The organism is Streptantibioticus parmotrematis, assembly GCF_019890615.1.
In the GTDB taxonomy this organism is placed as follows: Bacteria; Actinomycetota; Actinomycetes; order Streptomycetales; family Streptomycetaceae; genus Streptantibioticus_D; species Streptantibioticus_D parmotrematis.
This window is the reverse complement of the sequence record NZ_JAINVZ010000027.1, coordinates 57,087-83,021: the sequence shown is the minus strand read 5'-3', so window position 1 is coordinate 83,021 and position 25,935 is coordinate 57,087. Positions and strand designations below refer to the sequence as shown.

Sequence of the window (25,935 nt, the reverse complement as noted above, 5' to 3'; positions counted from 1 at the left end):
GCCCCCCCCCCCCCCCCCCCCCCCCCCCCCCCCCCCCCCCCCCCCCCCCCCCCCCCCCCCCCCCCCCCGCCCCCGGGCGGGCCCCCCGGCCCCCCCGCCGCCCGCCCCCCCCCGCCGCGCGGGGGGGGGGGGGGCCCCGCCGCTGTGCGGCTCCCGTGGTGGTACGGGGGTCAGGACTTGTAGACGTGCATGCCCGGCACGGTCAGGTCGCCGCCGAACTGGCCCGCCTGGACCACCGTGACATCGGTGAAGAAGATGATCGGGATGGTCAGCGGCGGCGGGCTCTTGGGCGTGAAGTCTACCGGGATCAGACCCAGCAGGTTGCCCTTGAGCTCCTGGGTGTACATCGTGACCGTGCCGTTCTTGATGGTCGACGTACTGCCCGGCGCGGAGCCCACGTTGATCGTGGTGCCGTCCGGGCCGACCTGGAGCTGGTGCAGGTTCTTGATGTCCACGCCGGTGGCGGTGAACTTCAGCACGTCCTTGGTGGCGCCGCTCTCGGTGCGCACCGTGACGATGCCGTCGTACGCCAGGCCGGTCAGCGTGAGCATGTCGGACTTGAGCGTCCAGGGCTGGTCGGCCAGCAGCTCACCGGTGTCCGCGGGCTTCGCGTCGGCGAGCGCCTTCGGGTTGTAGGTCGGACAGGGGTAGGCCATGCCCGGGGTGACCGACCCGGACGGGTCCGGCTTGGGCGACGTGGCCGCGTCGGCGGACTTCTTGACGTCCTGGGTGGCGCCCTTGGCCGCGTCGGTCACGCTCTTCGCCGCGCCCTGCACGGTCTTGGTCACCGTGCCGGCCGCACCGCTGCCGCCGCTGCCGCTCCCGCCGCCCGATCCCGCCTTCGTGGACGGGGACGTGCTGGGGGTGGCGCTCGGCGTGGGCGAGGCCGTCGGGGTGGGCGTCGAGCCCGAGCCCGAACCGTGGCTGCCGGTCAGCCCGCCCAGCAGGCCGCCCAGGATGCTGCCGAGGCCCAGCGGGTCCTCCGACGACCCCGACGCCTTGGACGAGGTGCTCGCGCTCGGCGAGGGCGTCGTCTTGGCGGTGTCGGCCTTGGCGGTGTCGGGCTTCGCCGTGCCGGACGTGGTCGTGCCGGACTTCGTGGCGTCCGGGGTGGCCGACGCGGTCGGCTGGGACTTCGCCTTGGTGCCGGAGCCGTTCTTGCCCGCGTCCGACGACCCGGAGGCCGAGGGAGAGGGCTTGGTGGACGGCGAGTCCGACGGCGACGTGTCCGGCGAAGGAGAGTCGGACTGGCTGACGCAGTGGTCACCGGAGAAAGGGTTCTTCGGCAGTTCGTCCGCCTGCGCGAGACGCGGGGTCAGGCCCATGCCCATCAGCACCGCCGTGGGCATCGCGGCCAGGGCTATCGCCTTGCCCGCCGGGAGCTGGACCCGGCGCAGCACCGACCGTCGGGGCGCGGCGTGCCGCGGCCCGGATCTCGCGCGGGAGGTGCCGCCCCCGGCGTGGTTCTCGGGGTTGACGTCGTCACCCGGCACGGTTCCTCCCGTTGGTCGACTCGTCGTCCGCGCCGATTCCCGCGATCGCGGGCTCGGGGGCGGTGTGGCCGCCGTCGCCCGGCGCTCCGGGCCCCTCGGCGGCGGGCACTCCGGTGACCGGGGTGCCGGGCGCCCAGGAGACGGCCAGGCCGCCGCCGATGAGCGCCAGGATGAAGCCCAGCAGGAAGCCGCCGAAGTTGGAGACGACCAGCGACACCAGCGCGAGCAGGATGGCGGCGACACCGGCGAAGACCCGCGACGACTTCTGGAACCACAGGGTGAGCCCGAGCACGACGAGGAGCACGCCGATGATCAGCGAACCGGAGCCCGCGGTGGTGGCCATCCGGACGGTCAGCTGTCCGACGGTGAGGTTGGCATAGGGGAAGTACATGATCGGCAGTCCGCCCAGCAGCGTCAGCAGACCCGCCCAGAACGGGCGCTCGCCACGCCAGGTACGGAAGGACCGGCGTCCACTGCCGAATCGGTCACGCAGCCCTTGGGACTCGGCGCTCATTGAAAACAGCTCCCTGCGACCGGCGATCGGTGGTTCGGTGGGGCGACCGGGTGAGGGACGGGACCCCCGTCCCTCACCCGGGCCGCCTTACAGCGAGTGCGTCAGTAGCACTCGTTGTCGCCCTTGCTGACGTGCATGGACAGCCCGCTCAGCTTGAACGTGCCCGCGCTGGTGGCCCAGGCGGTCTGCTGAACGTTGGTCAGGGTGGCGGAGTCGGCTTCCTGAGCGAAGGAGCTCGGGTCCGCCTTCTCGTTGCCGCCCTTCATGCCCGGGCTGGTGTTGTCACCCGCCGCGATGCCGATGTTGATGTTGTTGAACGTGGCATCGGCGTTCAGGTTGTCCAGGTCGATGTACAGGTTCGACGCCTGGACCGGGGTCCCGCTGCCGCCCGCGGTGAGCTTCATCGACACGTCGCCGAAGACCGGCACCGGGACGACCACGGACTGGCACATGCCGGTGATCGACGCGCTCTTGAACGCCGAAACGGCGACCGGGACCGCACCGTTCTTGCCCTGCGCGTCAACGGCGCCGTACTGCAGGAAGCCGGTACCGTCCAGCTTCTGCGCACTGACCTTGAACTCCTGGCCGGAGACGCTGAACGACGCGGCCAGCGCGCCCTGCGCGAGTGCCACACCGATCGCGGCGGTCGCCGCGACGCTGGGCACCATGACGACGGCGAACCGCTTCCATCTGGTTCCGCCACGAGCCATCTGTGACTCCATGACTTTCCTCCTTCTCGGACGTACATCTCCGCCTGGATCCAAGGGATTCCGGCTGGGATGGGAGAAGTGCTACGTCCTCGGGAAGGAGAGCGCCGTCATCGGTCTTCCGTCGCAGGCTGGCGAACGGCTTGGTCCGAAGTATCGGCGATCACCCCCGAGCGACAACCACTGGCCACGCTCTCGCGCAACCTGCTGGACAGGCCCTGCCGTGGTGGGCAGAGACCCCCCTGTCCAAGAGCCGCGGCGGGTGGCCGCCGGCCCTGCCCGGTGGGGACCCCTTCGCCTTCGCGCCGACCGGTTGCCGGGCTGGGTTGAACGGACCGAGCGTCAGCGATCGTGGTCCATTCCCGGCCGGGGCACAAGGGGGATCGTTACCAGCGAGTAACGGTCGGATAACCCCGACATGGCGACGCAGTGCGGGCCGGACACAGAACGTGCCCGGCCCGCGATCGAATCAGACCGACATAAACGGTCATGTCCGGCGAAACAATTGCCTTGACTTACTACCGGTAACCGCGAGGCGTTTTCATCACGATTCCGTAAACTCCGGGACCGTGCCGCCCCATCGTCAGCGTCTCGTCACCCGGCGTGTGCGGCGCGACGCGGATCGTCCTGAGATGCCGTCAGAACAGCACCCGGGCGAGCGCGGAGCGTGCCGAGACCACCCTCGGGTCCTCGGAGCCGACCACCTCGAACAGTTCCAGCAGCCGCAGCCGCGCCTTCTCGCGGTCGTCGCCCGCGGTGCGGCGCACCGTGTCCACGAGCCGGCCGAAGGCGTCCTCCACGTGACCGCCGACCACGTCCAGGTCGGCGGCGGAGATCTGCGCGTCGGTGTCCGCCGGGGCGTCGGCCGCCGCCTTGCGCACCGCCTGCGCGTCCAGGTCCCGCACCCGCAGGAGCAGTTCGGCCTGGGCGAGGGCGAGCTTGGCCTCGGTGTCGGCGGGGTTGTCGGACAGCACGTTCTTGTACGCCTGGACGGCGCCGGCCAGGTCGCCCCGGTCCAGCGCGTCGTGGCCGGCGGCCAGCGCGGGGTCGATCGGCTCGGCGGGCGCGGCCGCCTGCTCGGCGCCCTCGCCGCCGGTCACCAGGCCGGTGACGCCGAAGCGCTGCTCGGCGACCGCGATCAGCTGGTCGAAGACCTCACGGACCTGGTCCTCGGGGGCGGCGCCCTGGAAGAGCGGCATGGCCTGGCCGCCGATGACCGCGAAGACCGCGGGGATGCCCTGGACGCCGAACTGCTGGAAGAGCAGCTGGTTGGCGTCGACGTCGATCCGGGCCAGCAGGACGCGGCCCGCGTAGGACTCGGTCAGCCGCTCCAGGACCGGGCCGAGCTGCTTGCAGGGCTCGCACCACTCGGCCCAGAAGTCGATGACGACCGGCACTTCGGCCGACCGCTGGAGCACCTCGCGCTCGAAGTTCTCCTCGGTGACGTCGATCACCAGCTGTGTGGCGGCGACGGCCGAGCCGTCGCCGTGGGCGGCGTGTTCCCGGCGGGCCGTCTCCGCCTTCTGCCTGGCCTCACCGGCCGCCTTGACCGCGGCGAGGTCGACCACGCCGCTCATGGACATGTTCCGTGGCTGCATGAGGTCAATCCTCCCCCCTCGCCGGGACAAGCGTGAACAGCCCCTCGATACCCCGCCGGACCGCGGGATATCCACCGAACCGTTCTCGGGTCGTCGTGTTGACGCATGACGTGTCGCGAAGGCCCCGGTCCCCACCGGCGCCCGTGGTCGTCGCTCTTTCGCTACGAGTCGTAGCGTAACTCGTCCAGGCCCTCCCATCGCAACAGAACTCCGTTACGGCGACGTTACGGCCGCGTGATCTGTCTCACGCGTTACCGGGCGGTAGGGTCTCGGGATGACCAGGACCGGACGCCCCCGCAGCCAGCAGGCCGACGAGGCGATCCTGGAGGCCACCCGGCAGGCGCTGGTCGACCTGGGGTGGGGCGGCCTGACCATGAGCGACGTGGCGGCCCGCGCGGGCGTCGCCAAGACGACGCTCTACCGCCGCTGGGCCAACAAGAACGAACTCGTGGTGGACGCGGTCGCGGCCCTCTTCGACGAACTGCGGCTGCCGGACCGCGGCAGCCTGCGGGCCGACATCGAGGGCGTGGTGCTCCAGTTCGGGCGGCTGCTGGAGCGGCCGGAGACCAAGACGGCGCTGATGGCGGTGGTCGCCGAGTCGACCGGCGACGAGGCGCTGCGGTGCCGCATCCGCGAGGCGATCGTGGACCGCCAGAAGCACCTGGTCATCGCGGGCCGCCGGCACGCCCAGGACCGCGGCGAACTGCCGCCCGACGACGGCGCCGACCCGACGGCCGAGATCGACCTGATCTTCGACGTCATCGCGGGCGCCGTCGTCCACCGGGTCCTGGTGAGCGGCGAGTCCGTGGACGGTGCCTGGGCGGCGGCGCTGGCGGCCCTGATCCTGGGCGGCCTCGCGGGCACCGTGGCCTGAGGGCCCGAGGGAGCCTGAGAGGGCCCCTGGTCAGAACCTCGCCGGCTCCGTGTACGCCCCCCACTCGTCGCGCAGGACACCGCAGATCTCGCCGAGCGTCGCCTCCGCGCGGACCGCGTCCAGCATCGGCGGGATCATGTTGCCGCCGTCGCGGGCGGCGGCGAGCAGCGCGTCCAGCGTGCCGCGGACCGCGGTCTCGTCGCGGGCGGCCTTGCGGTCGGCCAGGACGCGGACCTGCTCGCGCTCCACCTCGTGGCTGACGCGCAGGATCTCCAGGTCGCCGGTGACCGAGCCCTCGTGGCAGTTGACGCCGACGACCCGCTTGTCGCCCTTCTCCAGGGCGCGCTGGTAGCGGAAGGCGGACTCCGCCGTCTCGCCGGTGAACCAGCCGTCCTCGATGCCGCGCAGGATGCCCGAGGTCATCGGGCCGATCGGGTGCTGCCCGTTCGGCACGGCCTTGGCGCCCATCTCCTTGATCTTGTCGAAGATCTTCTCCGCGTCCGCCTCGATGCGGTCGGTCAGCGCCTCGACGAACCAGGAGCCGCCCAGCGGGTCGGCCACGTTGGCGACGCCGGTCTCCTCCATCAGCACCTGCTGGGTGCGCAGCGCGATCTCCGCGGCCTGCTCGCTGGGCAGCGCGAGAGTCTCGTCGAGGGCGTTGGTGTGCAGGGAGTTGGTGCCGCCGAGCACCGCCGCCAGCGCCTCGACCGCGGTGCGCACGACGTTGTTGTACGGCTGCTGCGCGGTGAGCGAGACTCCCGCGGTCTGGGTGTGGAAGCGCAGCCACTGCGCCTTGTCGCTCTTCGCCCCGTAGACCTCGCGCATCCACCGGGCCCAGATCCTGCGCGCCGCGCGGAACTTGGCGATCTCCTCGAAGAAGTCCACGTGCGCGTCGAAGAAGAACGACAGCCCGGGCGCGAAGGTGTCCACGTCCAGCCCGCGGGAGAGGCCGAGTTCGACGTAGCCGAAGCCGTCGGCGAGGGTGTACGCGAGCTCCTGCGCGGCCGTCGCCCCGGCCTCGCGGATGTGGTAGCCGGAGACCGACAGCGGCTTGTACGCCGGGATGCCCCGGGCGCAGTACTCCATCAGGTCGCCGATGAGCCGCAGGTGCGGGTCGGGCGCGAAGAGCCACTCCTTCTGGGCGATGTACTCCTTGAAGATGTCGGTCTGCAACGTGCCGTTGAGCACGCCCGGGTCGACACCCTGCCGCTCGGCGGCGACCAGGTACATGCAGAAGACCGGCACCGCCGGGCCGCTGATCGTCATCGAGGTGGTCACGTCGCCGAGCGGGATGTCCTTGAACAGGACCTCCATGTCGGCGGCGGAGTCGATGGCGACGCCGCAGTGGCCGACCTCGCCCAGCGAGCGCGGGTCGTCGGAGTCGCGGCCCATCAGGGTCGGCATGTCGAACGCCACGGACAGCCCCCCGCCGCCGTTGCGCAGGATCATCTTGTAGCGCTCGTTGGTCTGCTCGGCGTTGCCGAAGCCCGCGAACTGCCGGATGGTCCAGGTCCGGCCGCGGTAGCCGGTCGGGTACAGACCGCGGGTGAACGGGTACTCCCCCGGCCAGCCGATCCGCTCGAAGCCGGGCACGACGGCACCGGCGGGTGGCCCGTAGGCCGGGTCCACCGGGTCGCCCGAGAGCGTCGTGAAGTCGGCGTCGCGCTTGGCGGCCTTGTCGTAACGGGCCTGCCAGCGTCGGCGGCCCTCCTCAATGGCTTCGGCATCCATGCCACCAATTTACTTGGACGTCCTAGTAAATGTCGATGGCAGAGGCCGTTGCGGCGCGGCGGATCGAGGAGGGCTCAGGGCGCCTCGGGTCCGGCTCGGGGCGCCCGGGGCGGCGGCTCAGACGCCGACCGGTTCCGGCGTCCCCTTGTCGACCAGCGGTTCCAGCTCCCGGGTGACCCGGCGCTCGACGAAGAACGCGGCCGTGGGAATGGTGCCCGCCAGCAGGATCCACAGCAGCTTGATGAACGGCATCTTGGCCTTGCTGCCCATGTCGAAGGCGAAGACCAGGTAGATCACGAAGAGCCAGCCGTGGGCGGTGCCGAGGATGGCGACCCAGACGTACGCGGCGTTGATGTCCATCGCGTACTTGGCGACGCAGGCGAGCGTGAGGAGGATCAACAGGACACCCGTGACATATGCCATCACGCGGTACCGGGTCAGGACAGAAGACTTCATGGCGCACGAGCGTACGCGGCGTTCCTGACGCCCTCCGCGCCGCCCCCACCCTTGTGGTAACGGGCCCGGGCGCCCCTCGCGGAGGGTGCCCGGATCACTCCTGGGTGAAGTCGCCGGCGGCTATCCGCAGCGGGCGCAGCAGCGCGAAGATCTCCTGGCACTCCTGGGCGTCGTACGCGCTCAGGCCGAAGTCGATCGCCATCAGGTCCCGGGTGGCCGCCTCGACGACCTCGCGGCCCTTGTCGGTGATGGACGCGAGCGTGCCGCGGCCGTCGTTGGGGTTGGGCCGCTTGTCGACCAGGCCCGAGCGCACCAGCCGGTCGACGGTGTTGGTGACCGAGGTCGGGTGGACCATCAGCCGCTCGCCGATCTTGGACATCGGCAGCTCTCCGGCCTTGCTGAAGGTGAGCAGGACCAGCGCCTCGTACCGCGCGAAGGTCAGCCCGTACGGCTTGACCACGGCGTCCACCTGCCCCAGCAGGATCTGCTGGGCGCGCATGATCGAGGTGATGGCGCCCATCGCGGGCACCGCGCCCCAGCGGCGCTGCCACAGTTCGTCGGCGCGGGCGATCGGGTCGAAGGGGAGGCTGAGCGGCTTCGGCACGGACCTGAGACTACCGGGCGGTCACATGCCGGGAGGGTCCGTCTCGCTCTTCGAACAGCGCGACTCCCCGTACGACGGGACTCCCGCACCGACGGGACCGCCGGGACAGCGGGACGGGCGCGGACGGACGCGGACGGACCCGGGCCGTCAGTCCGCCAGGTGGCGCTCGATGGTCTCCACCTTGGCCGTGAGGCCGTCGGTGACGCCGGGGCGGATGTCGGCCTTCAGGACGAGCGAGACGCGCGGGGCGCGGGCCTCGACGGCGGCGACCGCCCGCCGCACCACGTCCATCACCTCGTCCCACTCCCCCTCGACCGAGGTGAACATCGCGTCGGTGCGGTGCGGCAGCCCGGACTCGCGGACCACCCGCACGGCGTCGGCCACGTACTCCCCGACGTCCTCACCGACGCCGAGCGGGGTGACGGAGAAGGCGACGATCACGCGTTGACCACGCCTTCCTTGCGGGCCCTGGCGGCGATCAGGCCGGCCGACTCCTCGCGCCGGATCATCCGGTCGCCGAAGAAGCCGCCGGTCGGCAGCACCGACCACAGCAGGAACAACCACACCCGGCTCATCGGCCACTTGGCCTTGTTCCACACGTCGGCGAGCAGGACCACGTAGGCGATGAACAGCACGCCGTGGATCATGCCGAGCGGCATCACCAGGTTGACGCTGCTGACCCGGCTGAGCACGGTGCCGAGCAGCAGCAGGGCCAGGAAGGAGATGGCCTCGGCGATGGAGATGATGCGCAGGCGGCGCAGGGCGGCGGCGGTCTTCACGTCCACGAGGGGTCCTCATATCCGAAGGATCACGGCGGGGGGCTCCACGGCGGTACCGGCAGGTCCCGGTCTTTGTGAAGCGATGCACAAGCGTCCCCATTGTCGCAGTCCGGTCCCAGGGCTCCCGAACGGGGTAGGGGTGTCGGTGGTCACCATTAGCATCGTCGCTGTAAGTGATCAGCGGCACGCGACCCCGGCGCCGGCCGGGGCGCTGCCGACAGCCCACCGGGGGACCGATGAAGCTCGACTGGAACCGCCGCACCTGCGCCCGGCGCGGTCACACGACGTACGCGCCCAGCGAGGCCGGCCTGCGCGAGCGCCTGCACGCGTCGACCGCGCACGGTGACGCCTGGCGCTGCCTGCGCTGCGGTGACTTCGTGCTCGGCGAGCCGCACGGCTCGGGTCCGGCCGACCGGGCGCCCGAGGTGCCGCGCGGGCGGGCGCTGCGGGACCTGCTGATCCTGCGGCTGCTGGCGGTCGAGCGGGTGGTGCGCGGGGTCTTCATCGTGCTGGTCGCGGTGGCGGTGTGGAAGTTCAGCAACTCGCAGAACGCGGTGCAGCGGCTGTTCGAGCAGGATCTGACGGTCTTCCGGCCGGTCGCCCTGCACTTCCACTACGACGTCAACCACTCCCCCATAGTCGACACCATCCGCAAGACGTTCACCTACAAGCGCTCCACGCTGCTCGGGGTCGCCGCCGCGCTGCTGGCGTACGCGCTGATCGAGCTGGTCGAGGGCGTCGGGCTGTGGCTCGCCAAGCGCTGGGCGGAGTACCTGACGGTGGTGGCCACCGCCGCGTTCCTGCCGCTGGAGGTCTACGAGCTGACCGAGAAGGTCAGCGGCCTGAAGATCGCCACGCTGGCGCTCAACGTGCTCGCCGTGGTCTACATCCTGCTGGCCAAGCGGCTGTTCGGGCTGCGCGGCGGCGCGAAGGCGTTCGAGCGGGAGCGGCGCGGCGACTCGCTGCTCGAGGTCGAGCACGCGGCGGGCGCGCCCGCGCGGGACGGGAGCATGGCGTAGATGGCGCTCTTCCGGCTCCAGGGCAGCAGGGTGCTCGCCGTCGACCTGTCCGGCGACGCGGTGAAGGCGAAGAACGGCGCGATGGTCGCGTACGACGGCAAGATGACCTTCAAGCGGCTGACCGGCGGCGGCGACGGGCTGCGCGGCATCGTGACCCGGCGGATCACCGGCGAGAGCATGACGGTGATGGAGGTCAGGGGCCACGGAGTCTGCTGGTTCGCGGACCGGGCGAGCGAGGTCAACCTGGTGCGGCTGACCGGCGAGAAACTGTACGTCGAGGCGAGCAACCTGCTGTGCACGGAGGCCACGTTGCGCACGGGCACGACGTTCACCGGGCTGCGCGGGGCGAGCGAGGGGCACGGGCTGTTCACCACGACCGTGGAGGGCACCGGGCAGGCGGCGCTGGTCTCGGATGGCCCGGCGGTCGTGCTGCGGGTCAGCCCGCAGTTCCCGCTCCAGGTCGACCCGGGCGCGTACGTGGCGCACACCGGGAACCTGCGTCAGCACTTCCAGTCGGGCGTCAACTGGCGCACGTTCGCGGGCGAGGCGTCCGGCGAGGCGTTCCAGATCCGCTTCGAGGGCGACGGGCTGGTGTACGTCCAGCCCAGCGAGCGCACCACGGTCGGAGGGCAGGTCTGAGATGGCCTTCACCCAGCTGACGTCGAAGATGGTGCGGGCCGACGTGGCGCCGGGGCGGCCGCTGTTCAGCCAGCGCGGCGCGATGCTCGCGTACACCGGGCAGGTCACGTTCACCCCGAGCATCACCGGGGGCCAGGGCGGCATCGGCTCGATGATCGGCCGCCGGGTGGCGAACGAGGCGACGCCGCTGATGACCGTGGAGGGCTCGGGCAGCGTGATGTTCGGGCACGGCGGCCACCACGCGCACGTGATCGAGCTGACCGGCGAGACGCTCCACGTGGAGTCCGACCGGCTGCTGGCCTTCGAGGGCGGACTGCGGCAGGGAACGATGTTCATGGGCTCCCAGGGCGGCGTGATGGGTGTGATCCGCGGCCAGGTCACCGGTCAGGGCCTGTTCACCACCACGTTGAGCGGATCGGGTGCGGTGGCCGTACTGGCGCACGGCGGCGTGTTCGAGCTGCCGATCCGTCCGGGCGCCGCGGTGCACGTCGATCCGCAGGCGTACGTGGCGCACCGCGGCGAGGTGCGCAACAGGCTCTCCGCGGCGGTCGGCTGGCGCGAGCTGGTCGGCCGCGGTTCGGGCGAGACCTTCCAGCTGGAGCTGACGGGTGAGGGTGCGGTCTACGTGCAGGCGTCGGAGGAGAAGCTGTGAGCGCTGCCATGGGCGGGCCGGTGGTCCTCGACCCGTACACGCTGCCGAGCGACGACAACGTCAACCCATACGCGTTCAGCGTGGACCTGAACGGCGAGTGGTTCCTGCAACGCGGGAAAATGGTCGCCTACTACGGACGGATCGACTTTCACGGTCTGGGGCACGGCCCATTGGACCGGCTGATCTCGGTCAATTTCCATTCCCCGCTGCACGCCGCGGACTGGGTGGTGGCGCAGGGCCAGGGCAAGATGCTCCTCGCCGACCGGGCCTTCGACATCAACTCCTACGACCTGGCGGACGGCAATCTCACCATCAGGTCCGGCAATCTGCTGGCTTTCCAGCCGGGGCTGTCGCTGAAACAGTCCATCATCCCGGGTTTTCTCACCCTCATCGGAACGGGAAAGTTCGTGGCCGCCTCGAACGGCGCGGTGGTCTTCGTGGAACCGCCGGTCCGGGTCGATCCCCAGGCCCTGGTGGGCTGGGCGGACTGCCCCTCGCCCTGCCACCACTACGACCACGCCTATCTGCGCGGCGTGCTGGGCGGAGTACGGATGCTCACCGGACTCGGCGGGGTCTCGGGCGAGGAGCACCAATTCGAATTCGTCGGTGCCGGACAGGTGCTGCTCCAGTCCAGCGAACGGCTGATGGACGACATCGACACCGGCGTGGTGCCGCGACAGCCCGGAGTTCCGGCCGGACAACCCCACTCCGGATTGTGAGGAGCAGCCTCCGGAGTGTAATGTCGAACAATTGTCGGCAGGCATCACGTAGCCGAACTCATTCCGATTAATCCGAGTTTCAACCAATTGGACAGACTTGACGTTATGGAGACCGAGAAGGCGCCGCGCTGGCTCGACGACGACGAACAGCGCGCCTGGCGTACCCATCTGGAAGTGTCCCGGCTGCTCACCTACCAGCTCGAACGGGACCTTCAGCCCTTCGGCCTGACCTACAACGACTACGAGATCCTGGTGAACCTCTCGGAGGCCGAGGACCGGCAGATGCGGATGAGCGACCTGGCACGGTCCACGCTCCAGTCCAAGAGCCGGCTGTCCCACCAGATCACCCGGATGGAGAACGCGGGGCTGGTGCGGCGGGAGAACTGCGAGTCCGACCGGCGCGGCCTGTTCGCGGTCCTCACCGACCACGGCTGGGAGACGATGACGAAGGTGGCGCCGCACCACGTGGCGTCGGTGCGGGAGTACTTCATCGACCTGCTCACCCGGGACGAACTGGAGTCCCTGCAAAGGGCGTTGACGCCGGTCGCCAAACGGCTGCGGTCGGTGCGGCCGAGGGTCTGACGCGCGGTGCGGCCGAGGGCCTGACGCGCTGTCGCGCGCCGGGCGGCCCGGGGTCGGGCCGCTTCCGGTGCCCGACGGCTCAGGCCTCGTCCTGGGCCGTCAGGCCCGCGACGAGTTCGTCGGCGGCCGTGTACGGGTCCAGGGTGCCCCCGAGCACGCCGTCGGCCAGGGCGTCGAGACGGCGGTCGCCGTGCAGGTCGCCGATGCGGGCGCGCAGGGCGGTCAGCGCGATGTTCTCGACCTCCTGGGCCGCGCGGCGCCGCCTGCGGGCGGTGAGCACGTCGTGCTCCTCCATCCAGGCGTGGTGCTTCTCCAGCGCCTCGACCACCTCGTCGACGCCCTCCGCGCGGGCGGCGACCGTCTTGACGATCGGTGGCCGCCAGTCGCCGGGGCCGCGCGACTCGCCCAGGCCCAGCATGTGGTTGAGCTCGCGGGCGGTGGCGTCGGCGCCGTCCCGGTCGGCCTTGTTGACCACGTAGACGTCGCCGATCTCCAGGATGCCCGCCTTGGCGGCCTGGATGCCGTCGCCCATGCCCGGCGCGAGCAGCACCACGCTGGTGTCGGCCTGCGCCGCGATCTCCACCTCGGACTGCCCGACGCCGACCGTCTCCACGAGGATCACCTCGCACCCGGCCGCGTCCAGCACCCGGATCGCCTGCGGCGCCGCCCACGCCAGCCCGCCGAGGTGGCCGCGGGTCGCCATGGAGCGGATGTAGACGCCGGGGTCGGAGGCGTGCTCGCTCATCCGCACCCGGTCGCCCAGCAGCGCGCCGCCGGAGAACGGCGAGGAGGGGTCCACCGCCAGCACGCCGACCCGCTTGCCGCGCTTGCGGTACGCGGTGACCAGGGCGGAGGTCGTGGTGGACTTGCCGACGCCGGGCGAGCCGGTCAGGCCCACCACGTAGGCGTTGCCGGTGTGCGGGGCGAGGGTGGACATGACCTCGCGCAACTGCGGGGAGGCGCCTTCGACGAGGCTGATGAGCCGGGCCACGGCCCGCGGCCTGCCCTCCCTGGCCTGCGCGACGAGGGTCGATACGTCCACTGTGCTCCTCACCTAGGGTCTTCCTGCCCGCGCCCCGCCACCGGTGCCCGCACTCAGGCGCGCGGCACCCGGACGATCAGCGCGTCGCCCTGGCCGCCACCGCCGCACAGCGCCGCCGCGCCCACGCCGCCGCCCCGGCGCCGCAGCTCCAGCGCCAGGTGCAGGACGATACGGGCGCCGGACATGCCGATGGGGTGACCCAGGGCGATCGCACCACCGTTGACGTTCACCTTTTCGGGTGTCACGCCGAGGTCCTTCATCGACTGGACGGCGACCGCGGCGAACGCCTCGTTGATCTCGATCAGGTCCAGGTCGCCGACGGCCAGGCCCTCCTTGCGCAGGGCGTGCTGGATGGCATTGGACGGCTGGGACTGGAGGGAGTTGTCGGGGCCCGCCACGTTGCCGTGCGCGCCGATCTCCGCGATCCACTCCAGGCCGAGTTCCTCCGCCTTCGCCCTGCTCATCACGACGACGGCGGCGGCGCCGTCGGAGATCTGGGAGGAGGTGCCGGCGGTGATCGTGCCGTCCTTGGTGAACGCCGGGCGCAGCTTGCCGAGCGACTCGGCGGTGGTCTCCGCGCGGATGCCCTCGTCCTTGCTGAAGACCACCGGCTCGCCCTTGCGCTGCGGGATCTCGACCGGCGTGATCTCCGCCTCGAACAGGCCGTTCTTCTGCGCGGCGGCGGCCCGCTGGTGCGACAGCGCGGCGATCTCGTCCTGGTCGGCGCGCTTGATGCCCAGGCGGGTGTTGTGCTTCTCGGTGGACTCGCCCATCGCGATGTTCTCGAACGCGTCGGTGAGGCCGTCGTGCGCCATCGCGTCGAGCATCTCGACCGCGCCGTACTTGTAGCCCTCGCGGGACTTCGGCAGCAGGTGCGGCGCGTTGGTCATCGACTCCTGGCCGCCCGCGACGACGACGTCGAACTCGCCGGCCCGGATGAGCTGGTCGGCCAGCGCGATGGCGTCGAGGCCGGAGAGGCAGACCTTGTTGACGGTCAGCGCCGGCACCGACATCGGGATGCCCGCCTTGACGGCCGCCTGACGGGCCGGGATCTGGCCCGCGCCCGCCTGGAGGACCTGGCCCATGATCACGTACTGCACCTGGTCGCCGCCGATCCCGGCCCGGTCCAGCGCCGCCTTGATGGCGACCCCTCCGAGGTCGGCGCCGGAGAAGGTGCGCAAACTGCCGAGCAGGCGGCCCATCGGCGTACGGGCACCTGCGACGATCACGGACGTGCGTGCCTGGCTGGTCATGGCGCGGCCCCTTTGCGTAAGGGAGTTAACGAGGGTTAAGGCCAATGTACTGACGGGTACCGCCGCCGGTCACCGGCCCGAGGGTGTGACGGCGCGCACGTTGCGTGACCACGTGTGTCGGCGGTGCACTGGTTCCATGCTGACGCGCATCGACCACATCGGGATCGCCTGTTTCGACCTGGACGCCACTGTCGAGTTCTACCGTGCCACCTACGGCTTCGAGGTGTTCCACACCGAGGTCAACGAGGAGCAGGGCGTGCGGGAGGCCATGCTCAAGATCAACGAGACCTCCGACGGCGGCGCCTCCTACCTCCAGCTGCTGGAGCCCACCCGCGAGGACTCCGCGGTCGGCAAGTGGCTGGCCAAGAACGGCGAGGGGGTGCACCACATCGCCTTCGGCACCGCCGACGTCGACGCCGACTCCGCCGCCATCCGGGACAAGGGCGTACGCGTGCTCTACGAGCAGCCGCGCACCGGTTCGATGGGGTCGCGCATCACCTTCCTGCACCCCAAGGACTGCCACGGAGTTCTCACCGAGCTGGTGACGGCCGCCCAAGAGCACTGACCCGCGGGCCCCGGCCCCGGTACTGTGTCCCTCGGGGCTGGGGGACGGCCCGGACGCGGTGAGAATCTGACACCATTCTCCTGAATGGCTATGTTCACCGGAGAGACTCACCCGGTTGGCGGGTGAGCAGTCCAGGAGACGGATGGGACCGCGGAGTGCGGGGCTACGACCGCTACGAGGCTGACGACCAGCTCTCTCGTTTCGAGGCCGAGATGGAGCGGCTGCGGACCGAGCGGGAGAAGGCCGTCGACCACGCAGACGATCTCGGCTACCAGGTCGAGGTGCTGCGCGCCAAGCTGCACGAGGCGCGGCGCCAGCTCGCCCAGCCGCGGGCCTACGACAACATCAGCCACCAGGCCGAGCAGCTCCTGCGCAACGCGCAGATCCAGGCCGACCAGCTGCGCGCCGACGCCGAACGCGAGCTGCGCGAGGCCCGTGCCGGCACCCAGCGCATGCTCCAGGAGCAGGCCGAGCGGCAGTCGCAGCTGGAGTCCGAGTGGCACGCCGAGGCGGTCGCCCGCCGCCGCAGGCTGGACGAGGAACTGGCCGAGCGCCGCGCCACCGTCGAGAACCACGTCAACGAGAACGTCGCGTGGGCCGAGCAGTTGAGGTCCCGCACCGAGGCGCAGGCCCGCCGCCTGATGGAGGAGTCGCGCGCCGAGGCGGAGAGCGCGCTGAGCACCGCCCGTACCGAGGCCGCCCGGGTCGCCGAACAGGCCCGTGAGCGCCTGGAGTCGGCCGCCACCGAGGCCCGTACCGAGGCCGAGGCGATCCTGCGCCGCGCCCGCGCCGACGCCGAGCGGCTGCTGACCGCCGCCTCCACCCAGGCCCAGGAGGCCACCGACCACGCCGAGTCGCTGCGCACCGGCGCGCGGACCGAGTCGCAGGAGGCGCGCCGGGAGGCCGCCGAGGTGACCCGGGCCGCCGAGCAGGCCATGGCCGAGGCGGAGAGCGCGCTGCGCGAGGCCCGTGCCGAGGCCGAGCGGCTGCGCACCGAGGCCGAGGAGAACGCGGCGACCCGGCTGACGGAGGCCGAGACCTCCGTCGAGCAGCGCACCCGTACCGCGCGCGCCGAGATCGCCCGCCTGGTCGGCGAGGCCACCAAGGAGGCCGAGGCGATCAGGGCCGAGGCCGAGCAGCAGCGGGACGACGCGCGGGCCGAGGCCGAGCGGCTGGTCGCCGAGGCCCAGGAGTCGGCCCGCAGCCAGGCCGCCGAGGACGCGGCGGCGCAGCTGGCGAAGGCCGCGCGCAGCGCGGAGGAGGTGCTCGCCAAGGCGTCGCAGGACGCCGAGGCCACCACGAAGGCGGCCGCCGAGGAGGCCGAGCGCATCCGCGGCGAGGCGCAGGCCGAGGCGGAGCGGCTGAGCACCCAGGCCGAGGAGGCCGCCGAGCAGCTCAAGGGCGCGGCCAAGGACGACACCAAGGAGTACCGGGCCAGGACCGTCGAGCTGCAGGAGGAGGCGCGCAGGCTGCGCGGCGAGGCCGAGCAGCTGCGGGCCGAGGCGGTCGCCGAGGGCGAGCGGATCCGCGGCGAGGCCCGGCGCGAGGCACTCCAGCAGATCGAGGAGGCGGCCAGCACCGCCGAGGAGCTGCTGACCAAGGCCCGCTCGGACGCCGAGGAGCTGCGGCAGGGCGCCGCGGGCGAGTCGGAACGGGTGCGCGGCGAGGCCGCCGAGCGGGCCGCCGCCCTGCGCAAGCAGGCGGAAGAAGCACTGGAGCGCGCCCGGGCCGAGGCCGAGCAGCTGCGTACCGAGGCCGAACAGGCCGCGGGCCAGGCCAAGGACGCGGCGCAGGACGCGGCCCGGCAGGTGCGCGCCGACGCCGAGGAGGCGGCGGCGCGGCTGGCCGAGGAGGCCGCCGAGGAGCTGGAGCGGCAGCGCACCGAGGTGGCCCGGCGGCTCACCGACGCCGACGAGACGCTGCGCGCCGGCACCGCGGAGGCGGACCGGCTGCGCAAGGAGGCCGCCCAGGAAGCCGAACGGCTGCGCACCGAGGCGGCCGAGCGGACCCGTGCCCTGCGCGCGGAGGCCGAGGAGGAGGCGGACCGGCTGCGCGCCGAGGCCGCGGCCGACGCGTCGGCGTCCCGCGCCGAGGGCGAGGCGGTCGCGGTGCGGCTGCGCACCGAGGCGGCCACCGAGGCCGAACGGCTGCGCACCGAGGCGCGGGAGACCGCCGACCGGCTGCGCGGCGAGGCGCAGGCCGCCGCCGAGCGGACCGCCGCCGAGGCGGCGGAGGCGCTGTCGGCGGCCGGCGAGGAGGCCGCGAGGCGCCGCCGGGAGGCCGAGGAACTGCTCGCCGACGCCCGCCGCGCGGCCGAGCAGGAACGCGGTCAGGCCCGCGAGGAGAGCGAGGAGTTGCTCGCCTCCGCGCGCAAGCGGGTCGAGGACGCGGGCGCCGAGGCGGAGCGGCTGGTCGCCGAGGCCGAGCGGCGTTCCGCCGAGCTGGTGTCCGCCGCCGAACAGACCGCGCAGCAGGTGCGGGACGCGGTCGCGGGGCTGCACGAGCAGGCCGAGGAGGAGATCGCCGGCCTGAAGTCGGCCGCCGAGCACGCCGCCGAGCAGGTTCTCGCGTCGGCCCGCGAGGAGGCCGACAAGCTGCACGCCGACGCGGGCGCCGAGCGCGAGCGGGCGGGCGCCGACGCGGTGCGCATCCGGCGCGAGGCCAACGAGGAGTCGGAGCTGGCGAAGGCGCTGGCCGAGCGGACCGTGGCGGACGCCATCGCGGACGCCGACCGGTTGCGCGACGAGGCCCGTGAGGACGCCAACCGCAAACGCGCGGAGGCCGCGCAGCAGGCCGACGAGCTGATCTCCGGCGCGGTCACCGAGGCGGAGAAGGTCGGCCGGGAGGCCGACGAGCGGGTGGCCAGGGCCGCCCGGGACGCCGAGCGGCTCACCATCGAGGCCGAGCGGGCGCGCGCGGCGGCGGTGGAGCAGGAGGAGAGCGCGAAGGCGGAGTCCGAGCGGCTGCTCGCGGCGGCGAAGGCGGAGTCCGAGCGCACCGTCGACGAGGCCCGCGAGAACGCCAACCGCAAGCGCTCCGAAGCCGCCGAGCAGGCCGACGAGCTGATCGGCAAGGCGGCCACCGAGGCCGAGCGGCTCACCACCGAGGCGCGGGACGAGGCGCTGCGCACCGCCGCGACGGCCGAGGAGCGCGCCGACGACATGGTCGGCGCCGCCCGCGCGGAGGCGGAGCGGCTGGTGGCCGAGGCCACCGCGCGGGCCAACGCGCTGGTGGAGCAGTCCCGTTCGGACGCCGACACGCTGCTGGCCGAGGCCCGCGGTGACGCCACGTCGATAAGGGAGCGGGCCGAGGAGCTGCGCACCCGTGTCGAGACCGAGGTCGAGGAGCTGCACGAGCGGGCCCGCAAGGAGTCCTCGGAGGCGATGAAGTCGGCCGGGGAGCGCTGCGACAAGCTGGTCGCCGCCGCCACCGAGCAGTTGGAGGAGGCGGAGGCCAAGGCGCGCGAGATGGTCGCCGACGCCGAGCGGACGGCGGGTGAGACCGCGTCCGCCGCGTCGTCGGAGGCGAGCAAGGTCCGCATCGCGGCGGTGAAGAAGGCCGAGGGCCTCATCAAGGAGGCCGAGCAGAAGAAGACCGAGGCGGCCAGGACCGCCGAGCGGGTGGTGGCCGAGGCCCGCGCCGAAGCGGAGCGGATCGTCGACGAGGGCCGCCGTGAACTCGACGTCCTCAAGCGGCGCCGCGAGGACATCAACGCCGAAATCTCCCGGGTCCAGGACGTGTTGGAGGCCCTGGAGTCGTTCGAGACGCCGGGCGGCGCGGCTGGCAAGAAGTCAGGAGAGCGCCGGGAGCCCGGTGGTGGCGTGAAGGCGGGGGCGGGCGCCGGAAGCACGCGTTCGAGTGGCAAGCGTTCCGATTCGGCTCCACTCGATTGAGCGCACATTCTCCAGCTGTAACGGGGATTGACTCGATGACACGCCGTCCTCACCCCTAGGATTCCCTCTATCACCTCACCGGCCTGATTGACAGGAACCCCATGAGCGACACTTCCTCCCCCTTCGGCTTCGAGCTCGTGCGGCGTGGCTACGACCGCGGCCAGGTGGACGACCGCATCACCAAGCTCGTCGCCGACCGCGACAGCGCTCTGTCCAGGATCACCGCGCTGGAGAAGCGCATCGAGGAGCTGCACCTCGAGACCCAGAACGCCCAGGCACAGATCAACGACGCCGAGCCCAGCTACGCGGGGCTCGGCGCGCGCGTCGAGAAGATCCTCCGGCTCGCCGAGGAGGAGGCCAAGGACCTGCGTGAGGAGGCCCGCAGGGCGGCCGAGCAGCACCGTGAGCTGGCGGAGGGGGCCGCCAACCAGGTGCGCGCGGACGCGGAGTCGTTCGCCGCGGAGCGCAAGGCGAAGGCGGAGGACGAGGGCGCCCGGATCGTCGACAAGGCGAAGAACGAGGCGACCCAGCTGCGCAACGACGCCACCAAGGACGCCCAGGCCAAGCGCGAGGAGGCGGACGCCCTCTTCGAGGAGACCCGCGCCAAGGCCGCCCAGGCCGCCGCGGACTTCGAGACCAACCTCGCCAAGCGCCGCGAGCAGTCCGAGCGCGACCTGGCCTCCCGTCAGGCCAAGGCGGAGAAGCGGCTGGCGGAGATCGAGCACCGCGCCGAGCAGCTGCGCCTGGAGGCGGAGAAGCTGCGCACCGACGCCGAGCGCCGGGCCCGCCAGACGGTGGAGACCGCGCAGCGCCAGGCCGAGGACATCGTGGCCGACGCCAACGCCAAGGCCGACCGCATCCGCAGCGAATCCGAGCGTGAGCTGGCCGCGCTGACCAACCGTCGCGACAGCATCAACGCCCAGCTGACCAACGTCCGCGAGATGCTGGCCACCCTGACCGGTGCCGCGGTCGCCGCGGCCGGTGCCCCGGAGGACGAGACCGTCTCCCGTGGTGTCCCGGCCCAGCAGAGCCGCTGATCCCCGCTCAGCTCGCGCGACCGCGCACCCGTACGACGCCAGGACCCCTCGCCTCCCGGGCGGGGGGTCTTGCCGTGCGCGGTACGGGGTAGTCGCCTAGCGTGGACGGTGTGATCGAGCTTCAGGGGCTGACGAAGCGGTTCGGGGAGAAGGTGGCGGTCGACCATCTGACGTTCACCGTGCGGCCCGGCATCGTCACGGGCTTCCTCGGGCCGAACGGCGCGGGCAAGTCGACGACCATGCGGATGATGCTGGGTCTGGACAACCCCACCGCCGGTGACGTGCGGATCGACGGCAAGCGGTACGCGGAGCTGAAGGAGCCGCTCAAAGAGATCGGCGCGCTGCTGGACGCGCAGGCGGTGCACGGCGGGCGCACCGCGTACAACCATCTGCTCTGCCTGGCGCAGGCGAACCGTATCCCGCGCTCCCGGGTCGGCGAGGTGCTGGAGGCGGTCGGCCTGACGCCGGTGGCGCGCAAGCGGCCCAAGGGCTTCTCGCTCGGCATGGGCCAGCGGCTCGGCATCGCGGCGGCGCTGCTGGGCGACCCGCGCATCCTGATGTTCGACGAGCCGGTCAACGGGCTCGACCCCGAGGGCATCCGCTGGATCCGCAACCTGATGCAGTCGCTGGCCGCGCAGGGCCGCACGGTCTTCGTCTCCAGCCACCTGATGAGCGAGATGGCGCTGACCGCCGAGCACCTGGTGGTGATCGGGCAGGGCAAGCTGCTCGCGGACACCTCGATGGCCGACTTCATCGCCCGCAACTCCCGCTCCTTCGTACGGGTGCGCACCCCCGAGCCGGAGCGGATGCGGGACGTGCTGGCGGCGGCCGGGATCGAGGCGCGGACCGCGGGCGACGGCTCGTTCGAGGTCACCGGGTCGACCGCGGCCGACCTGGGCGAGCTGGCCGCGCGCGAACGGCTCGTGCTGCACGAGCTGAGTCCCCAGCAGGCGTCCCTGGAGGAGGCGTTCATGGGGCTGACCGCGCAGGCGGTGGAGTACCACGCGCGGGAGGCGGGCGAGCCTCCGACACCGACCGCCGGGGCGCCCGTGGAGCAGGCGCCCGCGTGGGGCGAGCAGTGGCGGCGCGAGCACGGCCCGGAGCGGTCCGGCGACGGCGAGGGGGTCTGACATGGTGCTGGCACCCGCGGTGCTGCGGTCGGAGTGGACGAAGATCCGGTCGGTGCGCTCCACGGTGTGGACGCTGTCGCTGGCGGCGGTCCTCACCATCGGCCTGGGCGTGCTCATCTCGTTCCTCGCCAATAACGGCTTCTCGAAGATGTCGCCGCACGACCAGCTGATCTTCGACCCGACCTACACCAGCTTCGCCGGGATGACCCTGGGTCAGCTGCTGATGATCGTCTTCGGCGTGCTGGTGGTCTCCACGGAGTACAGCACCGGCATGATCCGCACCTCGCTGGCCGCGGTGCCGCAGCGGTGGACGTTCCTCGCGTGCAAGCTCGCGGTGGCCACGGCGCTGGCGTTCGTGGTGGGCATGGTGACGTCGTTCGTCACCTTCTTCGCGGGCCAGGCGATGCTGGGCTCGCACCGGGTGCACATCGGCGACCCCGGGGTGCTGCGCGCGGTCGTCGGCGGCGGGCTGTACCTGACGCTGATCTCGGTGTTCGCGATGGGCTGCGCGGCGATGCTGCGCAGCCCGCTGCTGTCGCTGTCGATCCTGATGCCGTTCTTCTTCCTGGTCTCCAACATCCTCAGCGCCGTGCACGCCACCCAGAAGGTCGCCTACTACCTGCCGGACCAGGCGGGCCGGAAGGTGATGATGGTCGTCACCCTCGGCGACACGCGGCCGTACGGGCCGTGGGCCGGGCTGCTGATCATGGTGGGGTGGGTGGTGGCCGCGCTGGCCGGCGGCTTCTTCCTGCTGCGGCGCCGGGACGCGTGAACCGCGCCGCTAGGCTCGTCGGGTGACCGATCACACGCTGCGGGCGCTGGGGCTGGACGCCGTGCCCGTGCTGGCGCCGCTGGCCTATCCCGGGCGGCCGGTCCCGGGTCCCGGGCTGCTGTGCGACGAGGAGTTGCTGCCGCTGCGGGCGGACGGCGGACCGGTGGGCGGCTGGGCGGTCGGCGGGCGGGGCGCGGGGCTCGACGCCGTGCTGCGCGACGCGGGCGTCGCGGGGACGGACGAGCGGCTGCCGGTGCTCGCCGTGGGGTCCAACGCCTGCCCGGCGCAGGTCCGGCACAAGCTGGTGCTCGCGGGGCTGCCGGTGGCGGTGCCGATGAGCCCGCTGCGGGTGCGCGGCATCGCGGCCGGGGTCTCGGCCCACATCAGCCTCGCCGGTTACGTGAGCGCGTCCCCGTACGGCAGCGGCGTTTCCGTCGCCACGCTGGCCGTCGGCTGGCTGGACGCGGACCAGCTGGCGGCGGTCGACGCCACCGAGCCGCACTACCACCGGGTGACGGTGGACGGCGACGCCTTCCCGATGACGCTGCCGGGCGGCACCCGGCTGCCGTCGGCGGCGCTCTACGTGCACCGGCACGGCGTGCTCGCGCTGGACGGCCGCACCCCGCTGACCGCGCGGGACCAGCCCGCGCTGCTGCGCCGGCTGCTGGGGGCGTCCGACGCGTTGCGGGCGCTGCTGGGGCCCGATCCGGACGCGTGGGTGGCCACGGTCGCCGCGGACCCGGCGGCCCGGGCGGCGGGCGCGGAGGTCTTCCGGCGTGAGGGCTGGCTGCTGCGGCCGTCCGGCCTGCCGACGTTGGCAGGAACCGGACCACCTTGGATAGCCTCCTAGCCGTTACGGGGGCACGCGCCCCAGTCGTCAGCGAGGGGCGGAGCATGATCGAGGCACGCGGCCTCACCAAGCGGTACGGCACCAAGACCGCCGTCTACAACCTGTCGTTCCAGGTCCGTCCGGGACTGGTGACCGGCTTCCTGGGTCCCAACGGCTCGGGCAAGTCCACGACGATGCGGATGATCCTCGGCCTCGACACCCCGACCTCCGGTGAGGTCACCGTCAGCGGCCGCCCCTACCGCCAACTGCCCAACGCGCCACGGCACGTGGGCGCGCTGCTGGACGCCAAGGCGGTGCACGGCGGGCGCAGCGCGCGCCAGCACCTGCTGTGCCTGGCCCAGTTGTCCGGCATCCCGGCCCGCCGGGTCGACGAGGTGCTGGGCGTGGTGGGCCTGAAGGAGGTCGCGGGCAAGCGCTCCAAGGGCTTCTCGCTCGGCATGGGCCAGCGCCTCGGCATCGCCGCCGCGCTCCTCGGCGACCCGCAGGTGCTGCTCTTCGACGAGCCGGTCAACGGCCTCGACCCCGAGGGCATCCACTGGGTGCGCAACCTGATGCGGCGCCTCGCCTCCGAGGGCCGCACCGTCTTCGTCTCCAGCCACCTGATGAGCGAGATGGCGCTCACCGCCGACCACCTCATCGTCATCGGGCGCGGTCAACTGCTGGCGGACATGGGCGTCAAGGACTTCATAGCGCGCAACTCGACCGGCTACGCGCTGGTGCGCACCCCGGACGAGCCGGGCGTACGCGAGAAGCTGACCGCCGCGCTGCACGAGGCGGGCGGCGGGGTCCAGCCCGAGCAGGACGGCGCGCTGCGCGTCACCGGTCTGGAACTGCCGCGCATCAGCGACCTCGCGCACCAGGCCGACGTGCGCCTGTGGGAGCTGTCACCGCACCACGCCTCGCTGGAGGAGGCGTACATGCGGCTGACCCAGGGCGCGGTCGACTACCGCTCGACGCACGACCCGCGGGCCGGGTTCCAGCAGCCGGGGCCACAGGGCCAGACCCTGCCCGGTCAACTGCCGCCGCCCGCCACGGGTTACGGGCAGCCGCAGCCCTACGCCCCGCAGGGCGCACCACACCCGTACGCGCCGCAGGGCGGTCAACTGCCGCCGCAGGCACCGGCGTACGGGCAGGCCCCCGCGTACCCGCCCGGTCCCGTGCCGCAGGGCCCGCCCCCGCAGGGCGGCTTCGGCGCTCCCCCCGCCCCGCACCACGCCGCGCCGGCCGCTCCCGCCGCGCCCCCGCAGGCCCCCGCCGCTCCCGCCACCGACCAGCCCGACGCCGAGGACCGCTGACGATGACCACTCCCCACCAGGCCACCGCGCAGGGCACCCAGCCGTGGCAGGGCGGCGCGCCCGCCGCGTACACCTCGCCGATCCCGGTGCGCGACGCCACCTTCGGCGACGCGCTGCGCTCCGAGTGGACCAAGATCCGCACCCTTCGCTCCACGATGTGGACGCTCGGGGTGATGCTGCTGGTGGTCGTCGGCATCGGGCTGCTGGTCGCCTCCGTGATGAGCGGTCACGAGGCGAGCGGCTTCCCGGCGCTCGCGGCCGGCTTCTTCGGCGTGCTGCTCGGCAGCCTGTCGGTGATCACGCTGGGCGTGCTGGTGATCTCCTCGGAGTACAGCACCGGCATGATCCGCACCACGCTCACCGCCTGCCCCAGCCGCTCGCGGGTGCTGGCCGCCAAGGCCGTGGTCTTCTTCTCCCTCGCCTTCGTGCTGACCACGGTCGCCTGCCTGCTGGTCGCGGCCGTCGACTCCTCGCTGATCTCCGGGCACGGCGTGCTCGCGCCCTCCGGCAGCCAGTGGGCGCGGGCCACGGTCGGCATCGGCCTGTACGTGGCACTGCTCGGCCTGCTGGCGCTGGCGGTCGGCGCGATGCTGCGGCACTCGGCGGGCGCGATCACCGCCATGCTGGGCGTCGTGCTGCTGCCGTTGCTGCTGGCACTGTTCATGGCGGGCGAGAGCCTCCAGACGCTGCGCACCGACCTCATCGAGTACTCGGTGCCCAACGCGCTCGCCGCGATCTACGGCATCCCGATGCTGGACTCCGGCCCGCACGGCTGGACGCCGCTGTGGATCCTGGCCGGGGTCACGGTGGTGGCGCTGGCGGGCGCGTTCACCGTCATCAACAAGCGCGACGTGTGAGGCCGCGATGACCGCCCGTCTGCTCGCCGTCAGCGATCTGCACATCGCGTACGAGGACAACCGGAAGATCGTCGACGGGCTGCGTCCCGCGGACGACGGGGACTGGCTGATCGTCGCCGGGGACGTCGCCGAGCGGGTCGAGGACGTCGAGTGGGCGCTGCGGACGCTGGCCGGGCGGTTCGCGAAGGTGCTGTGGGCGCCGGGCAACCACGAGTTGTGGACGCACCCCAGCGACCCGGTCCAGCTGGGCGGCGCCGAGCGCTACGCGCACCTGGTCGAGGTGTGCCGCGCGCTGGGCGTCGTCACGCCCGAGGACCCCTACCCGCTGTGGCCGGACGCGGACGGCCCGGTGGCGGTCGCGCCGCTGTTCGTGCTGTACGACTACACCTTCCGGGCGCCGGGCACGGCCACCAAACAGGAGTCGCTCGCCGCCGCGTACGCCGCGGGCGTGGTCTGCACCGACGAGCACTTCCTGCGCCCCGATCCGCACGAGGGCCTGGACGACTGGTGCCGTGAGCGGGTCGCGTACACCGAGCGCAGGCTCGCCGAACTGCCGCCGCACGTACGGACGGTGCTGGCCGGGCACTGGCCGCTGCTGCGGCACCCCACCGAGATCCTTCGCTATCCGGAGTTCGCGCAGTGGTGCGGTACGGAGCTGACCGCGGACTGGCACCGCAGGTTCCGGGCCGCCGCGGTGGTCTACGGGCACCTGCACATCCCCCGGGTGACCTGGCACGACGGCGTGCGGTTCGAGGAGGTGTCGGTGGGCTATCCGCGCGAGTGGCGCCCGCGTCCGCCGCGCGAGCCGCTCCGGGTGATTTTGCCGCGCCCGCGGGACGAGCCCGACGACAGCCTGAAGGGCTGACGGCTTGAC

The 25,935-nt window shown here is 72.3% G+C and carries 26 protein-coding genes; 15 read left to right on the top strand and 11 right to left on the bottom strand.

What is annotated here, in order from left to right:
• Positions 1-170: 170 nt before the first annotated feature.
• The 4 genes from K7472_RS28215 to K7472_RS28200 form a co-directional block, all read right to left on the bottom strand.
• A complete protein-coding gene (locus tag K7472_RS28215) occupies positions 171-1,493 on the bottom strand; it encodes a hypothetical protein (protein ID WP_222981406.1) in 1,323 nt (440 codons plus the stop codon).
• Complete coding sequence (locus K7472_RS28210) at positions 1,483-2,007, bottom strand: DUF6114 domain-containing protein (RefSeq protein ID WP_222981405.1); 525 nt, start codon at positions 2,005-2,007, stop codon at positions 1,483-1,485. The genes K7472_RS28215 and K7472_RS28210 overlap by 11 nt, the downstream gene beginning before the upstream one ends.
• A 101-nt stretch (positions 2,008-2,108) precedes the next feature.
• On the bottom strand, positions 2,109-2,729 hold the full coding sequence (locus K7472_RS28205; protein WP_222981404.1) for a DUF6230 family protein: 621 nt from the start codon (positions 2,727-2,729) through the stop codon (positions 2,109-2,111).
• Positions 2,730-3,352: 623 nt separating this feature from the next.
• Positions 3,353-4,312: a tetratricopeptide repeat protein gene (locus K7472_RS28200; RefSeq protein ID WP_222981403.1), complete on the bottom strand. Its 960-nt coding sequence runs from the start codon at positions 4,310-4,312 to the stop codon at positions 3,353-3,355.
• Between the two features lie 274 nt (positions 4,313-4,586).
• On the opposite strand from K7472_RS28200, the gene K7472_RS28195 reads away from it, so the two are divergent.
• Positions 4,587-5,186 carry a TetR/AcrR family transcriptional regulator gene (locus K7472_RS28195; RefSeq protein ID WP_222981402.1) on the top strand — a complete coding sequence of 200 codons (600 nt, stop codon included), beginning with the start codon at positions 4,587-4,589 and terminating at the stop codon, positions 5,184-5,186.
• Between the two features lie 30 nt (positions 5,187-5,216).
• On the opposite strand, the gene icmA is transcribed toward K7472_RS28195, so the two are convergent.
• From icmA to K7472_RS28170, 5 genes are all read right to left on the bottom strand, one after another.
• Entirely contained in the window at positions 5,217-6,917 is a 1,701-nt protein-coding gene (gene icmA, locus K7472_RS28190; protein WP_222981401.1) for a coenzyme B12-dependent isobutyryl-CoA mutase large subunit, read from the bottom strand.
• 117 nt (positions 6,918-7,034) lie between these two features.
• Entirely contained in the window at positions 7,035-7,373 is a 339-nt protein-coding gene (locus K7472_RS28185) for a DUF3817 domain-containing protein (RefSeq protein WP_222981400.1), read from the bottom strand.
• Positions 7,374-7,467: 94 nt separating this feature from the next.
• Positions 7,468-7,977, bottom strand: a complete 510-nt coding sequence (locus K7472_RS28180) for a MarR family winged helix-turn-helix transcriptional regulator (protein WP_222981399.1) — start codon at positions 7,975-7,977, stop codon at positions 7,468-7,470.
• A gap of 147 nt (positions 7,978-8,124) precedes the next feature.
• Complete coding sequence (locus K7472_RS28175; RefSeq protein ID WP_222981398.1) at positions 8,125-8,418, bottom strand: MTH1187 family thiamine-binding protein; 294 nt, start codon at positions 8,416-8,418, stop codon at positions 8,125-8,127.
• Positions 8,415-8,762, bottom strand: coding sequence for a DUF3817 domain-containing protein (locus K7472_RS28170; protein ID WP_222981397.1), 348 nt, complete (start codon positions 8,760-8,762; stop codon positions 8,415-8,417). The genes K7472_RS28175 and K7472_RS28170 overlap by 4 nt, the downstream gene beginning before the upstream one ends.
• Positions 8,763-8,992: 230 nt before the next feature.
• Here K7472_RS28170 and K7472_RS28165 point away from each other — a divergent pair, with 230 nt between their 5' ends.
• The 5 genes from K7472_RS28165 to K7472_RS28145 all read left to right on the top strand — a co-directional run bounded on the left by K7472_RS28165 (position 8,993) and on the right by K7472_RS28145 (position 12,367).
• Positions 8,993-9,775 (top strand): DUF2127 domain-containing protein, encoded by a 783-nt coding sequence (locus K7472_RS28165; RefSeq protein ID WP_222981396.1) that lies wholly within the window; start codon positions 8,993-8,995, stop codon positions 9,773-9,775.
• Complete coding sequence (locus K7472_RS28160) at positions 9,776-10,414, top strand: AIM24 family protein (protein WP_222981395.1); 639 nt, start codon at positions 9,776-9,778, stop codon at positions 10,412-10,414.
• Position 10,415: 1 nt separating this feature from the next.
• Positions 10,416-11,066 carry an AIM24 family protein gene (locus K7472_RS28155; protein WP_222981394.1) on the top strand — a complete coding sequence of 217 codons (651 nt, stop codon included), beginning with the start codon at positions 10,416-10,418 and terminating at the stop codon, positions 11,064-11,066.
• 8 nt (positions 11,067-11,074) lie between these two features.
• Positions 11,075-11,785 (top strand): AIM24 family protein, encoded by a 711-nt coding sequence (locus K7472_RS28150; RefSeq protein ID WP_222981416.1) that lies wholly within the window; start codon positions 11,075-11,077, stop codon positions 11,783-11,785.
• A 105-nt stretch (positions 11,786-11,890) separates the two neighbouring features.
• The gene (locus K7472_RS28145) at positions 11,891-12,367 is read left to right on the top strand and encodes a MarR family winged helix-turn-helix transcriptional regulator (protein WP_109452239.1); all 477 of its coding nucleotides are present in this window, start codon (positions 11,891-11,893) and stop codon (positions 12,365-12,367) included.
• 79 nt (positions 12,368-12,446) lie between these two features.
• Here K7472_RS28145 and meaB read toward each other — a convergent pair whose 3' ends face one another.
• Together meaB and K7472_RS28135 are read right to left on the bottom strand one after the other, a co-directional pair.
• On the bottom strand, positions 12,447-13,409 hold the full coding sequence (meaB, locus tag K7472_RS28140) for a methylmalonyl Co-A mutase-associated GTPase MeaB (protein ID WP_222981393.1): 963 nt from the start codon (positions 13,407-13,409) through the stop codon (positions 12,447-12,449).
• Between the two features lie 53 nt (positions 13,410-13,462).
• Positions 13,463-14,662 carry an acetyl-CoA C-acetyltransferase gene (locus tag K7472_RS28135; RefSeq protein WP_222981392.1) on the bottom strand — a complete coding sequence of 400 codons (1,200 nt, stop codon included), beginning with the start codon at positions 14,660-14,662 and terminating at the stop codon, positions 13,463-13,465.
• A gap of 136 nt (positions 14,663-14,798) precedes the next feature.
• Here K7472_RS28135 and mce point away from each other — a divergent pair, with 136 nt between their 5' ends.
• The 9 genes from mce (at position 14,799) to K7472_RS28090 (ending at position 25,926) form a co-directional block, all read left to right on the top strand.
• The gene (gene mce, locus K7472_RS28130) at positions 14,799-15,227 is read left to right on the top strand and encodes a methylmalonyl-CoA epimerase (protein WP_222981391.1); all 429 of its coding nucleotides are present in this window, start codon (positions 14,799-14,801) and stop codon (positions 15,225-15,227) included.
• A gap of 155 nt (positions 15,228-15,382) precedes the next feature.
• Positions 15,383-19,120, top strand: a complete 3,738-nt coding sequence (gene scy / locus K7472_RS28125; RefSeq protein ID WP_222981415.1) for a polarized growth protein Scy — start codon at positions 15,383-15,385, stop codon at positions 19,118-19,120.
• Between the two features lie 101 nt (positions 19,121-19,221).
• Positions 19,222-20,157 carry a coiled-coil domain-containing protein gene (locus K7472_RS28120; RefSeq protein WP_222981390.1) on the top strand — a complete coding sequence of 312 codons (936 nt, stop codon included), beginning with the start codon at positions 19,222-19,224 and terminating at the stop codon, positions 20,155-20,157.
• A 110-nt stretch (positions 20,158-20,267) separates the two neighbouring features.
• A complete protein-coding gene (locus K7472_RS28115; RefSeq protein WP_222981389.1) occupies positions 20,268-21,287 on the top strand; it encodes an ABC transporter ATP-binding protein in 1,020 nt (339 codons plus the stop codon).
• A 1-nt stretch (position 21,288) separates the two neighbouring features.
• Positions 21,289-22,059 (top strand): ABC transporter permease, encoded by a 771-nt coding sequence (locus K7472_RS28110; RefSeq protein WP_222981388.1) that lies wholly within the window; start codon positions 21,289-21,291, stop codon positions 22,057-22,059.
• 22 nt (positions 22,060-22,081) lie between these two features.
• Positions 22,082-22,909: a hypothetical protein gene (locus tag K7472_RS28105; RefSeq protein WP_222981387.1), complete on the top strand. Its 828-nt coding sequence runs from the start codon at positions 22,082-22,084 to the stop codon at positions 22,907-22,909.
• 44 nt (positions 22,910-22,953) lie between these two features.
• A complete protein-coding gene (locus K7472_RS28100) occupies positions 22,954-24,204 on the top strand; it encodes an ABC transporter ATP-binding protein (RefSeq protein ID WP_222981386.1) in 1,251 nt (416 codons plus the stop codon).
• A 2-nt stretch (positions 24,205-24,206) separates the two neighbouring features.
• Positions 24,207-25,061 (top strand): DUF2705 family protein, encoded by an 855-nt coding sequence (locus K7472_RS28095; protein ID WP_252396361.1) that lies wholly within the window; start codon positions 24,207-24,209, stop codon positions 25,059-25,061.
• 7 nt (positions 25,062-25,068) lie between these two features.
• On the top strand, positions 25,069-25,926 hold the full coding sequence (locus tag K7472_RS28090) for a metallophosphoesterase family protein (protein ID WP_222981385.1): 858 nt from the start codon (positions 25,069-25,071) through the stop codon (positions 25,924-25,926).
• Positions 25,927-25,935 lie beyond the last annotated feature (9 nt).